The sequence below is a fragment of the Streptomyces sp. NBC_00986 genome, assembly GCF_045162565.1.
GTDB lineage: Bacteria > Actinomycetota > Actinomycetes > Streptomycetales > Streptomycetaceae > Streptomyces.
The window spans coordinates 4,064,851-4,081,465 of sequence record NZ_CP108733.1 but is presented as its reverse complement, the minus strand read 5'-3'; the positions used below and the strand labels follow the sequence as shown (position 1 = coordinate 4,081,465).

Sequence of the window (16,615 nt, the reverse complement as noted above, 5' to 3'; positions counted from 1 at the left end):
GCGGGCTTTGCGGCCCGCGGGCACCAGCGCCGATCCCCGTGATCTCGTACATTCTCCGTCGGACGGTCGCAGCGGTGATCCTGCTGCTGGTCGTCTCCGCGGTCACCTTCGGCATCTTCTTCCTGCTGCCACGGCTCGCCGGCCAGACCGCGGACCAGCTGGCTCAGCAGTACATCGGGAAGAGCCCGTCCGCGGCGGACATCGCCGCGGTCAAGCACAACCTCGGTCTGGACCAGCCCCTTTACCTGCAGTACTGGCACTTCATCAAGGGGATCGTGGCGGGCGCCACCTACAACCTCGGCCCCACCACGGTGCACTGCGACGCGCCCTGCTTCGGCTACTCCTTCAAGGACCACGTCGAGGTCTGGCCGCAGCTCACCTCCCGCCTTCCGGTCACCATCTCGCTGGCCTCCGGCGCCGCCGTGCTCTGGCTGCTGTCCGGTGTCACGGTCGGTGTGATCTCCGCGCTCAAGCCGCGGTCGTTCTTCGACCGCGCCTTCATGGGCGTGGCGCTCGCGGGTGTCTCGCTGCCCATGTTCTTCACGGGCAACCTGGCCATCCTGCTCTTCACGTACCAGTGGCCGATCTTCGGCCGCACCTACGTCCCGTTCACCGAGAACCCCGCGCAGTGGGCCAACACGCTGTTCCCGGCGTGGTGTTCGCTCGCGCTCCTCTACTCCGCCATCTACGCGCGGCTCACCCGCTCGGGCATGCTGGAGACGATGAACGAGGACTTCATCCGCACGGCCCGCGCCAAGGGCCTGCGGGAACGCAACGTCGTCGTCAAGCACGGTCTGCGGGCCGCCCTGACGCCGATCATCACCGTCTTCGGCATGGACCTCGGTCTGCTGCTCGGCGGTGCGCTGATCACCGAGTCGGTGTTCTCCCTGCACGGCATCGGCCAGTACGCGGTGCAGTCGATCGAGAGCAACGACCTGCCCCCGATCCTCGGCGTGACCCTGCTCGCAGCGTTCTTCGTAGTGATCGCAAATCTCCTGGTGGACCTGTTGTACGCCGCCGCCGACCCGCGGGTGAGGCTCTCGTGACCGACCTTGATCCCCTGTCTGCGACTGGCGCCGCAGTGGGCGAGCCCGTCAACTCGCCTTCGGCCGCCCCGAGTTCGTTCCTCGAAGTCCGCGACCTCAAGGTGCACTTCCCGACCGACGACGGCGTGGTCAAGTCCGTCGACGGGCTCAGCTTCTCGCTGGAGAAGGGCAAGACCCTCTCCATCGTGGGCGAGTCGGGCTCCGGCAAGTCCGTCACCTCGCTGGCGATCATGGGCCTGCACCGGCTCGGCCCGCGCGGCAAGAACGTGCGGATGACCGGCGAGATCTGGCTCGACGGCCAGGAGCTGGTCAACGCCTCGCCGGACGACGTGCGCAAGCTCCGCGGTCAGCAGATGTCCATGATCTTCCAGGACCCGCTGTCCGCGATGCACCCGTACTACAAGATCGGCGACCAGATCGTCGAGGCGTACCGGGTGCACAACGACGTCAGCAAGAAGGTCGCCCGCACCCGTGCGATCGAGATGCTCGACCGGGTCGGTATCCCCGAGCCGGCCAAGCGCGTCGACGGCTACCCGCACGAGTTCTCCGGCGGTATGCGCCAGCGCGCGATGATCGCGATGGCCCTGGTCAACAACCCCGAACTGCTCATCGCGGACGAGCCGACGACCGCCCTGGACGTCACCGTCCAGGCGCAGATCCTCGACCTCATCCGGGATCTGCAGAAGGAGTTCGGCTCCGCGGTCGTCCTGATCACGCACGACCTCGGTGTCGTCGCCGAGATCGCCGACGACGTCCTGGTCATGTACGGCGGCCGGTGCGTGGAGCGCGGTCCCGTCGACGAGATCTTCGAGAAGCCGCAACACCCGTACACCTGGGGCCTGTTGGGCTCGATGCCGCGCATCGACCGGGAGACCTCGGAGCGGCTCATCCCGGTCAAGGGCCAGCCGCCGAGCCTCATCAACGTCCCCTCGGGCTGCGCCTTCCACCCGCGCTGCCCGTACGCGGACATCCCCAAGGGCGACGTCACGCGAACCGTGCGCCCCGAGCTGGAGCTGGTTCCCGGCGGGCACTGGTCCGCCTGTCACCTCCCGGCTGAGGACCGTACGCGGATCTGGACCGAAGAGATTGCGCCGAAGCTGTGAGCGATACGAACAAACAGACCGCCACCGCGGTCGTACCGGAGCAGGCGGCCTCCTCGGGGGACCGTGAGGTGCTGCTCAAGGTCGAGGGCCTGAAGAAGCACTTCCCCATCAAGAAGGGGATCCTGCAGCGTCAGGTCGCCGCGGTGAAGGCCGTCGACGGCATCGACTTCGAGGTGCGCAAGGGCGAGACCCTGGGCGTCGTCGGCGAGTCGGGCTGCGGCAAGTCGACCATGGGGCGGGTCATCACCCGGCTCCAGGACCCGACGGGCGGCTCGATCCACTTCGAGGGCCAGGACATCACGACCCTGAACGCGGCGGGCATGCGTCCGCTGCGCCGGGACATCCAGATGATCTTCCAGGACCCGTACGGCTCCCTGAACCCCCGGCACACCATCGGCTCGATCGTCTCGGCGCCGTTCCGGCTCCAGGGCGTGGAGCCCGAGGGCGGGGTGCGCAAGGAGGTCCAGCGTCTGCTGGAGCTGGTGGGTCTGAGCCCCGAGCACTTCAACCGCTACCCGCACGAGTTCTCCGGCGGCCAGCGCCAGCGCATCGGCATCGCCCGCGCGCTCGCCCTCAAGCCCAAGCTCGTGGTGGCGGACGAGCCGGTCTCGGCGCTCGACGTGTCGATCCAGGCGCAGGTCGTCAACCTCATGGACGACCTCCAGACGGAGCTCGGCCTGACGTACGTGATCATCGCGCACGACCTCTCCGTCGTCCGCCATGTCTCGGACCGCGTCGCGGTGATGTACCTCGGCAAGATCGTCGAACTCGCCGACAGCAGCAAGCTGTACGAGTCGCCGATGCACCCGTACACCAAGGCCCTGATGTCGGCCGTGCCGGTGCCGGACCCCAAGCGCCGGGGCGCCAAGAGCGAGCGCATCCTGCTCAAGGGCGACGTCCCCTCGCCGATCTCCCCGCCCAGCGGCTGCCGTTTCCACACGCGCTGCTGGAAGGCCACGGAGATCTGCCGGACGGCGGAGCCCCAGCTGATCGAGCTCCGGCCCGGTCAGCAGGTCGCCTGCCACCACCCGGAGAACTTCGCGGACCAGGCCCCGCAGGACACCGTCCTGCTGAGCGCCGCGAAGGAAGCGGTGGAGCTGGTGGGCGCCGCGGTCCTGGAGAAGCCGGCGGAGCCCGAACCGGAAGCCGAGGTCGCGGCTGTGACCGAGGCGGCGGACGTGGCTGCGCCCGCCGCGACCGAGAAGCCGGCGGAGCCGACAGTGCCTGTCGTCGCGGAGCCGGCTGCCGCCGAATCCGTGGCTGACGCGGAGGAAGCCGTTGCGGAGGCGCCCGCCGCCGAAGCTCCGGCCACCTCCGAGGAGACCCCCGAAACCCCGGCCGCCGCTTCCCCCGAAGCGGAATCCGGCGATCAGGAGTCAACTGCCAAGTAGCACATGACGACTTGGTAAAGTCATGTTCATGTCGAAACGGGAGAGTGCAGAGTCGAGCGCGTCCGTCTGATCGGAAACGCACCCGAAAGGGACGACTCATGGCACTCTCCCGTTCGGCACGTCTGGGGGCCCTCGCGACAGCGGCGGCCTCTTTTCTTGTCATCGCCGCCGCGCCCGCCCCCACCCCCGGCGCCGACGGCATCGGTGACCCCTACTTCCCGCAGCTCGGCAACGGCGGTTTCGACGCCCGGCACTACGCCCTCGACGTCGCCTACAACCCCGACACCGACCGCCTCGACGGCCGTACGACACTCACCGCCCGCGCCACCCAGAACCTCTCCTCCTTCGACCTGGACCTCCAGAAGCTGGAGGTCGCCAAGGTCCAAGTGAACGGAAGACGGGCCCAGTTCACCCGCTCCGGCGACGAACTGCGCATCACCCCGAGGGACTCGCTCCGCAAGGGCAGGGACTTCACGGTCACCGTCACCTACGGCGGAGTGCCCGAACCCCTCAACGGACCCATCGTGTTCGGCTCCGACTACGGCTGGATGAAGACCCCCGACGGCGTCTTCGTCGCCTGCGAACCCAACGCCGCCTCCACCTGGTTCCCGTCCAGCGACCACCCCTCCGACAAGGCCACCTACGACATCCGCATCAAGGCCCCCAAGGGCCTTACCGGAGTCTCCAACGGCCGCCTCGTCTCGACGTACAGCAAGGGCGCCTCGACGTACACCCACTGGCGCGAGAGCAAGCCGATGGCGACCTATCTCGCCACCGCCACCATCGGGAAGTTCGACGTCAAGACGGGCAAGACGCCCGGCGGCATCCCGATCTACGTCGCCATCGACCCCGTCCTCGCCAACAGCAACAGCGTCGACGTGTACGCCGTGACCGCCGCCGCCACCGACTACTGGTCGCAGCTCTTCGGGCCGTACCCCTTCGAGGAGACCGGCGCGATCGTCGACGACATGCCGGAGGCCGGGTTCTCGCTGGAGGTGCAGAGCAAGCCCGCCTACTCGGCCGTGCGCAACGAGACGACGATCGTGCACGAGCTGGCCCACCAGTGGTTCGGCGACTCCGTGTCGGTCGCGCACTGGAAGGACATCTGGCTCAACGAGGGCTTCGCGACCTACGCCCAGTGGCTGTGGGCCGAGCACCAGGGCACCCGCACCGCGCACGACTCGTTCCTGGCCGGCTACAACTCCCGCCCCGCCGACAACGCCTTCTGGCAGACCGTCGTAGCGGACCCGCAGCGCGACACCATGTTCGCCTCGGCCGTCTACCAGCGCGGCGCGATGACCCTCCAGATGCTCCGCGAACGCATCGGCGACACCGCGTTCTTCAAGCTGCTCCCCGCCTGGACGAAACTCCACCGCTACGGCAACGGCGACACGGCCGGCTTCATCAAGCTCGCCGAGGAGATCAGCGGACAACAGCTCGACGACCTGTTCCAGACCTGGCTGTTCACGCCAGGGAAACCGACCCTGTAACCCTTGCTTTGAAAGGGAGGCACCCTTCTGTAGGTAAGAATGTGGGGTGCTTCAGCAACTGTTCAACCCCTCCGTCCAGCACACGCTCGACCTCGTCGGCATCTTCGTGTTCGCCATCTCCGGCGCGCTGCTGGCCGTCCGCAAGAACTTCGACGTGTTCGGCATCGCCGTGCTCGCCGAGGTCACCGCGCTGGGCGGAGGGGTCTTCCGGGACCTCATCATCGGGGCGGTACCCCCGGCCGCCTTCACGGACCTGGGCTACTTCAGCACCCCGCTCTTCGCCGCGCTCCTCGTGTTCTTCCTCCATCCGCACGTGGAGCGCATCCAGGTCGGCGTCAACGTCTTCGACGCGGCGGGCCTCGGCCTGTTCTGTGTCACCGGCACCGTGAAGGCCTACGACTACGGGCTCGGCCTGACCGCCTCGGTGGCGCTCGGTCTCGGGTCCGCCGTCGGCGGCGGTGTGCTGCGGGACGTGCTGGCCAACGAGACTCCCTCCCTGCTCCGTTGGGACCGCGACCTGTACGCGGTCCCCGCCATCGTCGGCGCCACCATGGTCGCCGTGTGCATCCGGTACGACGTGCTGGGCCCGTTCACCAGCGGGCTCGCGGTCGTCACCGCTTTCGTGTTGCGCCTGCTCGCGATGCGGTTCCACTGGCGAGCTCCGCGTGCGTGGAACCGGAGGTCGACCGTCCGTGAGGAGTAGTGGTCGATCCGGTCTTCGCGTGCGGGTGGTTCTTGCCCATCTCCAGGGTCAGCCAGCGGAACACCGCCTTCACCTGCGGCCGCCACAGCGCCATCGTGTGGCCGCCGTCGCTGCGCGGCAGGAACACCACGTGCACGGTCGTCGGCGCCTCCGCGACCGAGGCCAGGGCGGTGCCCGCCTCGTAGCCGTCGCCGGACTCGCCGGAGATGTACAGCGCGATCGGCGGCGGGGTCTTCTTCGCCTTCAGCAGCAGGTACGGGTTGTTCGCGGCGCGTAGGGCCGGGCTGGCCGCGGCGAGTGAATTGCGCTCGCCGATCGGGTCGTTGTAGCCGGACATGCCCACGGCCGCGCGGTAGCGGTCCGGGTGGGCGACGGCGAGCTTGACCGCGCAGTGCGCGCCGGCCGAGTAGCCGGCCACCGCCCAGCCCGAAGGGGCGGGCTCGGCGCGGAAGTTGTCCATGACCATCTTCGGTACGTCGACGCTCAGCCAGGTGTCGGCGTTGACCGTGCCGGTGATGTTGGCGCAGCCCGTGTCGACGCCGGCCAGCAGGTTGGTGCGCGGGGCGACCAGGATGAACGGCGCGACCCGCCCGCTCTTCATCAGCGGCATCAGTTGCTCGTTGGCGTGCAGCGACCCGAACCAGGCCCTCGCCGAACCGGGATAGCCCGGCAGCAACTCGACCACCGGGAACTTGTGATGGCGGTAGGCGGGCTCCTTGTACTGCGGAGGCAGCCACACGTACACCTCGGCGTTGACGCCGGACACCTGGCCCTTGAGCTGGGTGACCTCGACCCCGCCGGCCGCGCGCATGCCCGGGCCCTCGGCGGGAGAGAAGTCCTGCTTGACCTTGGGCAACCGTTTCAGCGAGATGTTCCCGGTGCCGTTCTTGCCGAGATTCGCGGCCTGCTGGACGTGGTTGCCGGTGCCGAGGAGGTCGGCCCAGTTGTCGTAGAGGTTGTTCTGGTTGTTGACCATGACGAAGACCAGGGTGACGGCCGTCGCCTGGGCGAACAGCAGCATCAGGGCCCGCGCCGCCACGCGTACGGCCTTGGGGCCGCGCATCCGCGACCACAGCACGAGCGGCAGTATGAGGGCGACGATCGTCAGCACGACGGCGGTGTAGAGGAACGGAGTCCCGGTGAGGCTCATGTCCCCAAAGAGGGGGATCACGGGCCGCGCGTCACGGACGAGTTCGGACACTTACCAAGAAATTGCCGGTTCCTCACCCGGTCGGCGGACAACCTGCCGGTGTTTTCATATGCCCGCAACAACAAAGCTACCGCTTAGTAATGTCATGTTGTACGGTTCATCCATGCGAGAAGCAGCATCCGCCCCGGCGCCCACGCTGGCCGCACGGGCCACGATCGGCGACAGCGAGTTCGACCGCGACACGGCGGTCACCCGTCGCGCCCCGGGCGTCTACGACATCGACCTCTCGGCCGGCTGGACGATCATCAGCGCGGTCAACGGCGGCTATCTCCTCGCCGTCCTGGGCCGAGCCCTCGCGGACGCGCTCCCGCACAGCGACCCGTTCACGATCTCCGCGCACTACCTGACGGCGTCCCAGCCTGGGCCGGCGGTCATCCGCACGGACACGGTCCGCACCGGTCGCACGCTCTCCACGGGCCAGGCGTCCCTCTTCCAGTACGACGAAGAGGGCGGGGAGATCGAGCGCATCCGGGTCCTGGCCTCCTATGGCGACCTGGACACCCTCCCGGACGACGTCCGCACGACGGCACGCCCGCCGGCATTTCCGCCGATGAACCAGTGCTTCGGCCCGGAGGACGGCCCCGCCCCCGTCTCCGGCAGCTCGGCCATCGCCGACCGCCTGATGCTCAAGCTCGACCCGTCCACCCTCGGCTGGGCCCTCGGCGCCCCCTCGGGCAAGGGCGAGATGCGCTCCTGGTTCGGCCTGGCGGACGGCCGCGACGCTGACCCGTTGTCCCTGCTCCTCGCGGTGGACGCCCTCCCCCCGACCGCCTTCGAGATCGGCCTCAAGGGCTGGGTCCCCACGGTAGAACTCACGGTCCACGTCCGAGCCCGCCCGGCCCCGGGCCCCCTCCGCGTCTCCATCACCACCCGCAACCTGGCCGGGGGATTCCTGGAGGAGGACGCGGAGGTCTGGGACACCGAGGACCGACTGGTGGCGCAGTCACGACAGTTGGCACGGGCGAGGCTGAGCTGAGAGGTGTTCGGCTCGGCGGATCGCCAACTCCGAGCAGGTCCGGGCGACTTCGAGGGCGCGGCGAGCGCGAACCAGGTCGGTTCGGGGTCCGTATTCGGGCTGCTGCTGCTGCTGTCGTCGGCCGGGCGAAGGCGAACAAGGCCTGATGTCTGACCCGCGCAGGCCTCGCCTGCCTGGCATTGGTCCCTGGCCGGACCGTTGACTTCCGCTAGGGGGCGGCCTCTTCGGGTGTCGGCCGCGCCCAGGTGAGGCTGCTCATCGAGGCCCCGGGTGTGGGCCGTGCTCTTCGTGGTGTGCGTTGGATCCGGGTCTCCGCCGCGCGGCCCGCGCCGGTTTCGACCAGCAGGCTTCGGCCCGGGCGCCAGGCCGCCAACTCCCGCTGGGCGGCGGCTTCTTCGGGTGTCGGTTGTGTCGAGGCGCAGGGCGCTCGGCGGGATCGCAGGCGCGGACCGCGCTCTCCGTGACGCCGAATTCGTTCTACGGCTGCCACCACTGGACGATGCTGCGACGCGGCCGGACACCTGGCCCGCGCCGGACTCAGCCGAGCGGCCTTCGCCCCAGCCAAGCCGCCAACTGCCACTGAGGCGCGGCTTCTTCGGGCGTCGGCCGTGTCGAGGTGAGGGTGCTCATCAGGGTTCCGGGTGGGCCGTGCTGGTGGGGGTGTGGAGGCGATCCGGGTTTCCGTCGTGGGGTCGGCGGCGCGCCCCGGTCGGCTGCTTGGCCTGCGCCCCTTTCAGGTGAGCGGCCTTCGCCCGAGCCAGGCCGCCAACTACCGCCAGGACGCGGCTTTTTCGGGCGTCGGCTCTGTCCGGGTGAGGGTGCTTATCGGGTCCTGGGTGTGGGCTGCGTTGGTGGCGGTGTGCGGGTGATTCGGGTTTCCGTCGTGGGGTCGGCGGTGAGCCTCGGCCGACTGCTCGGCCTGCGTCCCATTCAGGCGAGCGGACTGCGGCCGAGCCATGCTGCCAACTACCGCTGGGGCGCGGCTTTTTCGGGCGTCGGCCCTGTCCGGGTGAGGGTGCTTATCGGGTCCTGGGTGTGGGCTGCGTTGGTGGCGGTGTGCGGGTGATTCGGGTTTCCGTCGTGGGGTCGGCGGTGAGCCTCGGCCGACTGCTCGGCCTGCGTCCCATTCAGGCGAGCGGACTGCGGCCGAGCCATGCTGCCAACTACCGCTGGGGCGCGGCTTTTTCGGGCGTCGGCCCTGTCCGGGTGAGGGTGCTTATCGGGTCCTGGGTGTGGGTTGCGTTGGTGGCGGTGTGCGGGTGATTCGGGTTTCCGTCGTGGGGTCGGCGGTGAGCCTCGGCCGACTGCTCGGCCTGCGCCCCATTCAGGCGAGCGGACTGCGGCCGAGCCATGCCGCCAACTTCCGGTAGGCGTCGGTGTCTTCGGACACCCGTTGTGCCGTGTCGAAGGGGGTGTCGGCGTCCCGTTCCTCGTCCGGCAGGACCCTGCGGGCGATCGTGAGCGCGAACTCGGCCAGTTCCGGGTCGAGTTGGATGGGGTGGCCCAGGGACTCCGAGAGGTCCCAGGTGTGGGTGACGTTCTCCATGACGTAGCCGGAGAGGGCGATGCGGCCCGGGGCCTCGCCCCAGGGGACCTGGACCAGGGCGTCCAGGCGGGCGTCGTCCGCCCAGGCGGCGCGGACCCGGGCGCGGGCCTCGTCGTACGCCGTCGGCCAGCCCTTGTCGTCGATGCCGTGGACGAAGGGGTGTACGGCCATGCCGTCGCCGCCCTCGCCGATCGTCGCGATGCGGTGGGTGCCGCCGGTGAGGTGGCTCAGAAGGGTGCGTACGTCGAACTCCGCGCAGGGGGTGGGGGAGGAGAGCTGGTCCGGTCGTACCGTCCTGATCAGCGCTGCGGCCTGCTCGGTGGCTCGGGTGTACAGGGGGCGGGGGTCGTTCGCGTCGGGGTTCATGGCAGTGATGGTGGATCCATAACCTGACAGTTTCCGTCAACATTTGCGCGGGGTTTCCGGGAGGCGGATCCTGGGTGCGTGAAGGCCGACCGACTGCTCTCGATCCTGTTGCTCCTGCAGACCCGGGGTCGCGTCCCCGCGCATGAACTCGCCGACCGGCTGGAGGTGTCGGTGCGGACCATCTACCGGGACGTCGAGGCGTTGTCCGCCTCCGGGGTGCCGGTGTACGCCGAGCGCGGGCGGCACGGCGGGATCGAGCTGCTCGCCGGCTTCCGTACGGACGTGACGGGACTGACCGCCGACGAGTCGCGCGCCCTGTTCATCCTGGCCGCGCAGGGCGCCCACGCCGCCCTCGGTCTCGACGCCGCGCTCGGCTCCGCGCTGCGCAAGGTGATGGCCGCGCTCCCGGCGCCGTACCGGCCCGCCGCCGAGGTGACCTCGCGGCGCATCCTCGTCGACGCCACGCGGTGGAAGGGCGGGCCCCAACCCGCCGTGGATCTGGACGTGTTGCAGGACGCGGTCTTTACGGACCGGCGGCTGCGGCTGCGTTATCGGCACAGCGGAGCGAAGGAACCGAGCACCTACACCGTCGACCCGTACGGCCTCGTCTCCAAGGCCGGCGTCTGGTATCTCGTCGCCGACCGCCGAGCGCGCCCCCGCCTCTTCCGCGCCGACCGCGTGCACGCGGCCACCCTCCTCCCCGACCCGGTGAAGCGCCGCCCCGGCGTCGAACTCGCCGACGCGTGGGAGGAGTTGCGCCGCCAGGTCGAGGAACGCCCCGGCGGACTCGACGTCACCGTCCGCGTCCGCCGCTCCCGCCTCGACATGTTCCTGCGCCTCAACGCCTCCTCGTTGGCCCAACTCCCCGAGGACGACGGAGAGAAGGAGTGGGTGACGGTCCGGCTGTCCTACGGCGTCGTCCGCGAGGCCCGTCAACTGCTCCAGTTCGCCGACGCGTTGGAGGTCGTGTCCCCGCCGGAGGTACGCGCGGAGGTGGCCGCCGCAGCCGCTTCTGTCACGGAGCTGTACCAGCGAGTAGGCGCGGTCCGACAGTGAAGTCGCAGGTCAGAGTGGTCTCTTGGGCTGCCCTTTACTTCGCGCACAGGGTGGGGACAGGGCTCCGACAACGAAGCCTTAAGCGGCGTTGATTGAGTTCCCGTCACAAGACATCCTCATCGTTTTTGGAGCTGTTTCTCATGAAGCGTGCGCGTCTCCTCCCCGCAGTGGCCCTGCTGGCGCTCTCGCCCCTGGCCCTGGCGGCCTGCGGCTCGAGCGACTCGTCGTCGTCCTCCGGCAGCGGCAACTCCGGTTCCACACAGTCCTGTTCCGCCTCCGGCATGCCCACAGGCAACGCCACGGCACGGCCCAGCGGCGCCCCCTCCGGCGCGCCCACGGGCGCCGCGGCCTCGGGCAAGCCGACGGGCCGGCCGACCGGCAACGCCTCCGGCATGCCGACCGGTGGCCCCGGCGGGGGCGGCGGAGCGGGCGGCCAGGGCGGCGGCCCCGGCGGCGGATGCGGCGGCGGCCCGGGCGGTGGCCGGATGAGCGGGGCCCCGCAGCAGGGCTGACCGCGGCCCCGCACAACAGGGGCGGCACGCTCGTACACCGGGCGTGCCGCCCCTGTCGTATGTCACGCGTGTGTGGTGATCAGCCGAGCCAGTGCCGCCGTCCCACGCTGATCAACCGCATCTGCTGCTGGGCGAGTTGGGCCACCCGCTCCCGCTCCTCGTCCGACGCCTCCAGTGCCTCCAGGAAGAGCGAGGCCGTGATGAGCATCTGGTCGACATAGAGGTGGGCCAGCATCAGCAGGTCGTCGTCGCGCCAGCCCCGTGACTCGGGGTCCTTGGCGAGCTCGGCCTTCACCTCCTCGGCGAACCGGGCGAGTTGCGCCCGGATGGCCTCCCGTACCGGCTGCACACCGCCGTGCCGCTCGCGCGCGATGAAGCGGACGTGCGCCGGATACGTGTCCACGTGACGGGCGATCAACTCGACGGCCCGCGTGATGCGTTGGCCGCTGTCCGCCGGGGCCACCGTCTGCCGGATCATCGGATGCAGACTGCCCAACGCCTCCTCGACGAGCTCGACCCCGAGGTCGGCCGTGGAACGGAAGTGCCGGTAGAAGGCGGTCGGGGCGACGCCCACGGCCCGGGTGACCTCGCGCAGACCCAGACTGCTCAGGCTCTGCTCCTCCAGCAGCCCCAACGCGGCGTCCAGCAACGCCTGTCGGGTCTTCTGCTTCTGTACCTGCCGGATGCCGAGGGTGTGACTCATGTCATCCAGTTAACAACTGTTCTCCGTAATTGGAAAGTCGTCGGACGCGCTAGACTCAAGTTCAGTGAACAAGTGTTACTACAACCGTTCACCGAAACGTAACGAGAGCCGTCCCGGACGTCCCGATCGGCTCGGAGGGGGATTCATCCCATGCTGTTCCTCGTCGTAGCGCTCCTGCTGTTCGGCGTCGTGGTGGGCACCGTGGCCCACGCGCCGCTCGCCTTCACCGCCGTCGCCGCCACCGTCATCGCCGTCTGGCTGGGCATCTTCGCGCTCCGTGAGCGGCACGGCCGCCGCAGCCGTACGACCGCCAACTGACCGTCTGCGGCTGCCAGTCGACCGCCCGACCCACCACCCGCCCGATCATCGGGAGCTGAACCCACATGCAACTCACCGCACCGGCAAAGAGCAGCACCACCGTGAACTCCAACGTCAAGCCCACCGGCCGTCGTGACGCCGACGGCATGGCCGTCGCGTCCTTCATCCTCGGCCTCGTCGGACTGCTCGTGCTCAACGTGTTCCTCGGCCCGATCGCCATCGCCCTGGCCGGCGCGGCGCTGTGGCGCGGCACCGCCCGTCGCGGCCGTGCCTTCCTCGGCCTCGGACTCGGCATCGCCGATCTGCTGGTCCTCGTCGCCTTCATGCAGCTGGACAGCACGGTCTCCTGGAGCTTCTAGGGGACCGGCCGGATCCCGTCGAGGCGCCCGCCCCTCCGGGGTGCGCAGCGGGGCCCGTAGAATCGGCGTCACCATGGCATACCTCGACCACGCCGCGACCACCCCGATGCTTCCCGAGGCAGTCGAGGCGATGACGGCCCACCTGAGCATCACGGGCAACGCCTCCTCCCTCCACGCTTCCGGCCGCAAGGCCCGCCGTACGGTCGAAGAGGCCCGGGAGACCCTCGCCGAAGCGCTCGGCGCCCGCCCCAGCGAGGTCGTCTTCACCTCCGGCGGCACCGAGGCCGACAACCTCGCGGTGAAGGGCCTGTACTGGGCCCGCCGCGACGCCGACCCGGCCCGCACCCGGGTCCTGGCCAGCCCCGTCGAGCACCACGCCGTCCTGGACGCCGTCCACTGGCTGGGCGAGCACGAGGGCGCCACCGTCGAGTACCTCCCGGTCGACTCCTACGGCCGGGTCCGCCCCGAGGTGTTGCGCGAGGCGATCGCCCGCAACCCCGACGACGTCGCCCTGGCGACCGTGATGTGGGCCAACAACGAGATCGGCACGGTCATGCCGGTGCGTGAACTCGCCGATGTGGCAGGGGAGTTCGGCATCCCACTGCACGCCGACGCGGTACAGGCCTTCGGCCAGGTCCCGGTCGACTTCGCCGCCTCCGGGCTCGCCGCGGCGACCGTCTCCGGCCACAAGATCGGCGGACCGTACGGCATCGGCGCCCTGCTGCTCGGCCGCGAGTACACCCCCGTACCCGTCCTGCACGGCGGCGGCCAGGAACGCCATGTCCGCTCCGGCACCCTCGACGTCCCCGCGATCGCCTCCTTCGCGGTCGCGGGCCGGCTCGCCGCCGAACAGCACGAGTGGTTCGCCCGCGAGATCGGCGCCCTGCGCGACGAGTTGATCTCCGCCGTCCGTACGGCGGTCCCGGACGGGATCCTCGGCGGCGACCCGGTGGACCGCCTCCCGGCCAACGCCCACTTCACGTTCCCCGGCTGCGAGGGCGACTCCCTGCTGCTCCTGCTGGACGCCCAGGGCATCGAGTGCTCCACCGGCTCGGCCTGCACGGCGGGCGTCGCCCAGCCCAGCCACGTCCTCCTCGCCACCGGCACCGATCCGGACCTGGCCCGCGGCACCCTGCGCTTCTCCCTCGGCCACACCTCCACGGAGGCCGATGTGGAAGCGGTCGCGAAGGCGATCGGCCCGGCGGTGGAGCGTGCGCGCGCCGCCGGGCTGACCTGAGGGCTGCTCCTCGGCTTCCCGTCTAACTCTCCGTCACCATGAGGGAGGCCATCATGCCCTCGTCCTCGTGCTGCAGGAGATGGCAGTGGAGCATGTACATATAGGTGTCGTCGGAGAAGTCGGTGAACTCCATGGCGATCTTGATCGAGCCGCCGCCGACGATCTCGTAGGTGTCGTACCAGCCGAGTTGGACCCCGGTGGGATCCTCGCCGTTGATGGAGATCAGCTGGTACGGCACGTCGTGCAGGTGGAACGAGTGTTCCAGCTGGGTGGAGTTCTGGATCGTCCAGATCTCCTTCGCGCCGACCGTCGTACTGATCATCGCCATCGCGGCCATGGTGGTGCCCGCCGACCCGTTGATCAGCATGGTCGCGCCACTCTGGCCCAGGGTGATCGTCCGGGTGGTGAAGTCCGTCGTGTCGTACCGGTCGATGGTGTTGAGGGTGGTGGGCAGGTCGGCCGGGGTGTCGGTGCCGCCGGCCGTCACCGCGAGGACGTCGTACGTGCCGCTGCCGCCGCGGATCCAGCCGGTGGTGATCACGGCCTGGAGGGTGGCGTCCGCGGTGAGGTCCATCGTGAACTCGGCACGGGCACCGGCCACCAGGCGGATCGTGGTCACCTCGGTGGCCTCGGTCAGATAGCCCTGGTCGGTGCTGATCTGGGTGAGGGTGCCGCCGTCGCTGCGCTGGATCACGATGATGTCGGACGGCGAGGCGTTCAGCGCGCGGAACCGGGTCCGGGTCTTCGTGGCGGTGAAACCGAGCGTGGTGGAGTCCACGTTGGTTCCGTTGAGCAGGAGGGGGAAGGTCGTGGTGCTCAGCCGGTAGCCGGCCGCGTCGTACTTGATGTCTCCGTCGGTGTCCACGGCGAGGGACTGGAAGATGAGCGGGACGTCGTCGACGCCGTAGTCGCTGGGCAGCGCGGTGGACGCGTCCGTGGAGTCCTCGACGATGATCATCCCGGCCAGGCCGTGCACGGCCTGCTTGGCGGTGGTGCCCAGGGCGTGCGGGTGGTACCAGAGCGTGGTGGCGGGGTCCTTGACCGTGAACGTGGGTGACCAGGTCGTGCCGTCGGCGAAGGCGACCTGGGGACCGCCGTCCATCTTCGCGGGCACGTGGGCGCCGTGGAAGTGGACCGTCGTGTCCTCGCCGATGTCGTTGGTGATGTTGAGAAGGACCACGTCGCCGTTCGTCCACTTCAGCGTCGGGCCCAGGAAGTCCTGGTTGTAGCCCATCGTGCTGCTGGTGACGCCCGAGATCACCTCGTGGGTGCCGGTCTTGGCCTCCAGCGTGTACGTGGTGACGCCGTCGGTGGTGGTGCCCTCGAGGAGGTCGGGGATGGTGAGGGTGGCGTCCGCCGCGGAGGCCTTGTTCTTCGCCGCGCCGTTCAGCAGGGAGAAGGCCCCGCCGGCCGCCGCCACCGCCGCGATGCCGGTTCCGGCCATGCCGCCGAGGAACTTGCGCCGGTGCAGACCCTTGCCCCGGGCCGCGCTGTCCTTGCCGTGCTCGCGCTTCTCGGCCGCGGATTTGCGGTGGTTGCCCTTGACGTCTCTGTTCTGTTCGGACGCGGGCTCGCTGGTGTGTGTCATGAGGCCAGAGATTTGACCTAAGGGCTGTGTAAAGACTGGGGGACAGTTAGTAGTCAGCAGAGCAGTCTGTGAAAGGTAAGCGTGCGCAATCGCTCCCCAACTCCCCTTGGCCGAAAGCTGAGTTGGCGTACCCCAGGTCACATCCGGAACGGGGGACGCATCGGACACCGCCGTGACTGAAACGACTCATAGCCAAACCGCCGTGTGACCCGAGTCACACGCGCGTCCGGTGTGCCCGCCTTACGAGCGTCATGTACCGGTCCCAGTCCCAGTACCGCCCGGGGTCGGTGTGATCGGTCCCCGGCACCTCCACGTGCCCGATGACGTGCTTCCGGTCCACAGGGATTCCGTAGCGCCGGCATATCTCCGCCGTGAGCCGCGCGGAGTTCGTGTACATCACGTCCGTGAACGACGACTTCCGCTCCACGAAGCCCTCGTGCTCGATGCCGACACTGCGTTCGTTGTACGTCCGGTTCCCCGCGTGGAAGGCCACGTCCAGCTCGCGGATCATCTGCGTGACGTCACCGCGCTGCCGGACGATGTAGTGCGCGGCCGCCTGGTGCCCGGGATCCTGGAAGGCCTTCACCGCGCTCGCGTAACTGCCCTGCGTGACATGGATGACCACCCGGTCTATCGCGTAGTCGTCCGGCCGGTCGGCCCGCCGGTAGTTCGCCGAGGACGCCGCCACCCACGTGGCCCCCGGAAAATCGACGGCCCCCGGAGTCCGCGGCTTCTCCACCCCCGGCGTCCGCCACCACAACCGCGCCAACTCGTCCCGCGCCACCACAGCGGTCCCTACGGCGGCCACGGCCCCGCCGATGAGCAGCGCTCGCCGCCCGGGCCGCCGGCCGGTGCCGCCCGGCGGCTTCTCCTCGGTGCCCGGCGGCTTCTCCTCGGTGCCCGGCGGCTTCGCCGTCCGGTCGCCCGGATCGCCCTGAGCGTCCTGACGGTTCTGATCGCTCTGTGTCTCCCCCATGTGATCGTCAACGGATACTCGCGGGTCCCGGTTCC

The 16,615-nt window shown here is 69.5% G+C and carries 16 protein-coding genes; 11 read left to right on the top strand and 5 right to left on the bottom strand.

Annotated elements, in window-relative coordinates; genetic code table 11:
- Positions 1-38 precede the first annotated feature (38 nt).
- From OG504_RS17490 to OG504_RS17470, 5 genes are all read left to right on the top strand, one after another.
- On the top strand, positions 39-1,046 hold the full coding sequence (locus OG504_RS17490) for an ABC transporter permease (protein ID WP_033282771.1): 1,008 nt from the start codon (positions 39-41) through the stop codon (positions 1,044-1,046).
- Entirely contained in the window at positions 1,043-2,149 is a 1,107-nt protein-coding gene (locus tag OG504_RS17485) for an ABC transporter ATP-binding protein (RefSeq protein ID WP_405990658.1), read from the top strand. Before OG504_RS17490 ends, OG504_RS17485 begins: the two co-directional genes overlap by 4 nt.
- Positions 2,146-3,540 carry an ABC transporter ATP-binding protein gene (locus tag OG504_RS17480; RefSeq protein ID WP_405990657.1) on the top strand — a complete coding sequence of 465 codons (1,395 nt, stop codon included), beginning with the start codon at positions 2,146-2,148 and terminating at the stop codon, positions 3,538-3,540. The genes OG504_RS17485 and OG504_RS17480 overlap by 4 nt, the downstream gene beginning before the upstream one ends.
- 98 nt (positions 3,541-3,638) lie before the next feature.
- Entirely contained in the window at positions 3,639-5,030 is a 1,392-nt protein-coding gene (locus OG504_RS17475) for a M1 family metallopeptidase (protein WP_405990656.1), read from the top strand.
- 46 nt (positions 5,031-5,076) lie between these two features.
- Positions 5,077-5,733, top strand: coding sequence for a trimeric intracellular cation channel family protein (locus tag OG504_RS17470; RefSeq protein WP_327401158.1), 657 nt, complete (start codon positions 5,077-5,079; stop codon positions 5,731-5,733).
- On the opposite strand, the gene OG504_RS17465 is transcribed toward OG504_RS17470, so the two are convergent.
- Positions 5,642-6,883 carry an alpha/beta hydrolase gene (locus tag OG504_RS17465; RefSeq protein WP_405990655.1) on the bottom strand — a complete coding sequence of 414 codons (1,242 nt, stop codon included), beginning with the start codon at positions 6,881-6,883 and terminating at the stop codon, positions 5,642-5,644. The two genes, OG504_RS17470 and OG504_RS17465, sit on opposite strands and share 92 nt — an antisense overlap.
- A gap of 163 nt (positions 6,884-7,046) precedes the next feature.
- Between OG504_RS17465 and OG504_RS17460 the strand changes: the two genes are divergently transcribed.
- Positions 7,047-7,919 carry a thioesterase family protein gene (locus OG504_RS17460; protein WP_405990654.1) on the top strand — a complete coding sequence of 291 codons (873 nt, stop codon included), beginning with the start codon at positions 7,047-7,049 and terminating at the stop codon, positions 7,917-7,919.
- Positions 7,920-9,243: 1,324 nt separating this feature from the next.
- Here the strand turns inward: OG504_RS17460 and OG504_RS17455 are convergent.
- Positions 9,244-9,831, bottom strand: coding sequence for a TIGR03086 family metal-binding protein (locus OG504_RS17455; RefSeq protein ID WP_405990653.1), 588 nt, complete (start codon positions 9,829-9,831; stop codon positions 9,244-9,246).
- A 78-nt stretch (positions 9,832-9,909) separates the two neighbouring features.
- Between OG504_RS17455 and OG504_RS17450 the strand changes: the two genes are divergently transcribed.
- Entirely contained in the window at positions 9,910-10,887 is a 978-nt protein-coding gene (locus OG504_RS17450; protein ID WP_405990652.1) for a helix-turn-helix transcriptional regulator, read from the top strand.
- A 140-nt stretch (positions 10,888-11,027) separates the two neighbouring features.
- The gene (locus tag OG504_RS17445) at positions 11,028-11,399 is read left to right on the top strand and encodes a hypothetical protein (protein WP_405990651.1); all 372 of its coding nucleotides are present in this window, start codon (positions 11,028-11,030) and stop codon (positions 11,397-11,399) included.
- Positions 11,400-11,478: 79 nt separating this feature from the next.
- Here the strand turns inward: OG504_RS17445 and OG504_RS17440 are convergent, their stop codons facing one another.
- Entirely contained in the window at positions 11,479-12,102 is a 624-nt protein-coding gene (locus tag OG504_RS17440) for a TetR family transcriptional regulator (RefSeq protein ID WP_405990650.1), read from the bottom strand.
- A 150-nt stretch (positions 12,103-12,252) separates the two neighbouring features.
- On the opposite strand from OG504_RS17440, the gene OG504_RS17435 reads away from it, so the two are divergent.
- From OG504_RS17435 to OG504_RS17425, 3 genes are all read left to right on the top strand, one after another.
- Positions 12,253-12,420, top strand: coding sequence for a hypothetical protein (locus OG504_RS17435; RefSeq protein WP_365306810.1), 168 nt, complete (start codon positions 12,253-12,255; stop codon positions 12,418-12,420).
- Positions 12,421-12,485: 65 nt separating this feature from the next.
- Positions 12,486-12,779 (top strand): DUF4190 domain-containing protein, encoded by a 294-nt coding sequence (locus OG504_RS17430; RefSeq protein WP_405990649.1) that lies wholly within the window; start codon positions 12,486-12,488, stop codon positions 12,777-12,779.
- A gap of 73 nt (positions 12,780-12,852) precedes the next feature.
- Positions 12,853-14,016, top strand: a complete 1,164-nt coding sequence (locus OG504_RS17425) for a cysteine desulfurase family protein (RefSeq protein WP_405990648.1) — start codon at positions 12,853-12,855, stop codon at positions 14,014-14,016.
- Positions 14,017-14,038: 22 nt separating this feature from the next.
- On the opposite strand, the gene OG504_RS17420 is transcribed toward OG504_RS17425, so the two are convergent.
- Together OG504_RS17420 and OG504_RS17415 are read right to left on the bottom strand one after the other, a co-directional pair.
- Positions 14,039-15,604, bottom strand: a complete 1,566-nt coding sequence (locus OG504_RS17420) for a multicopper oxidase family protein (protein WP_405990647.1) — start codon at positions 15,602-15,604, stop codon at positions 14,039-14,041.
- Between the two features lie 214 nt (positions 15,605-15,818).
- A complete protein-coding gene (locus tag OG504_RS17415; RefSeq protein WP_405990646.1) occupies positions 15,819-16,580 on the bottom strand; it encodes an N-acetylmuramoyl-L-alanine amidase in 762 nt (253 codons plus the stop codon).
- Positions 16,581-16,615: the final 35 nt, after the last annotated feature.

What these genes read in the sequence shown, in the direction of transcription:
- OG504_RS17475 (WP_405990656.1), top strand. Translation starts at nt 3,639, where the DNA reads ATGGCACTCTCCCGTTCGGCACGTCTGGGGGCCCTCGCGACAGCGGCG.
- OG504_RS17465 (WP_405990655.1), bottom strand. Translation starts at nt 6,883, where the DNA reads ATGAGCCTCACCGGGACTCCGTTCCTCTACACCGCCGTCGTGCTGACG.
- OG504_RS17460 (WP_405990654.1), top strand. Translation starts at nt 7,047, where the DNA reads ATGCGAGAAGCAGCATCCGCCCCGGCGCCCACGCTGGCCGCACGGGCC.
- OG504_RS17455 (WP_405990653.1), bottom strand. Translation starts at nt 9,831, where the DNA reads ATGAACCCCGACGCGAACGACCCCCGCCCCCTGTACACCCGAGCCACC.
- OG504_RS17445 (WP_405990651.1), top strand. Translation starts at nt 11,028, where the DNA reads ATGAAGCGTGCGCGTCTCCTCCCCGCAGTGGCCCTGCTGGCGCTCTCG.
- OG504_RS17440 (WP_405990650.1), bottom strand. Translation starts at nt 12,102, where the DNA reads ATGAGTCACACCCTCGGCATCCGGCAGGTACAGAAGCAGAAGACCCGA.
- OG504_RS17435 (WP_365306810.1), top strand. Translation starts at nt 12,253, where the DNA reads ATGCTGTTCCTCGTCGTAGCGCTCCTGCTGTTCGGCGTCGTGGTGGGC.
- OG504_RS17430 (WP_405990649.1), top strand. Translation starts at nt 12,486, where the DNA reads ATGCAACTCACCGCACCGGCAAAGAGCAGCACCACCGTGAACTCCAAC.
- OG504_RS17425 (WP_405990648.1), top strand. Translation starts at nt 12,853, where the DNA reads ATGGCATACCTCGACCACGCCGCGACCACCCCGATGCTTCCCGAGGCA.
- OG504_RS17420 (WP_405990647.1), bottom strand. Translation starts at nt 15,604, where the DNA reads ATGACACACACCAGCGAGCCCGCGTCCGAACAGAACAGAGACGTCAAG.
- OG504_RS17415 (WP_405990646.1), bottom strand. Translation starts at nt 16,580, where the DNA reads ATGGGGGAGACACAGAGCGATCAGAACCGTCAGGACGCTCAGGGCGAT.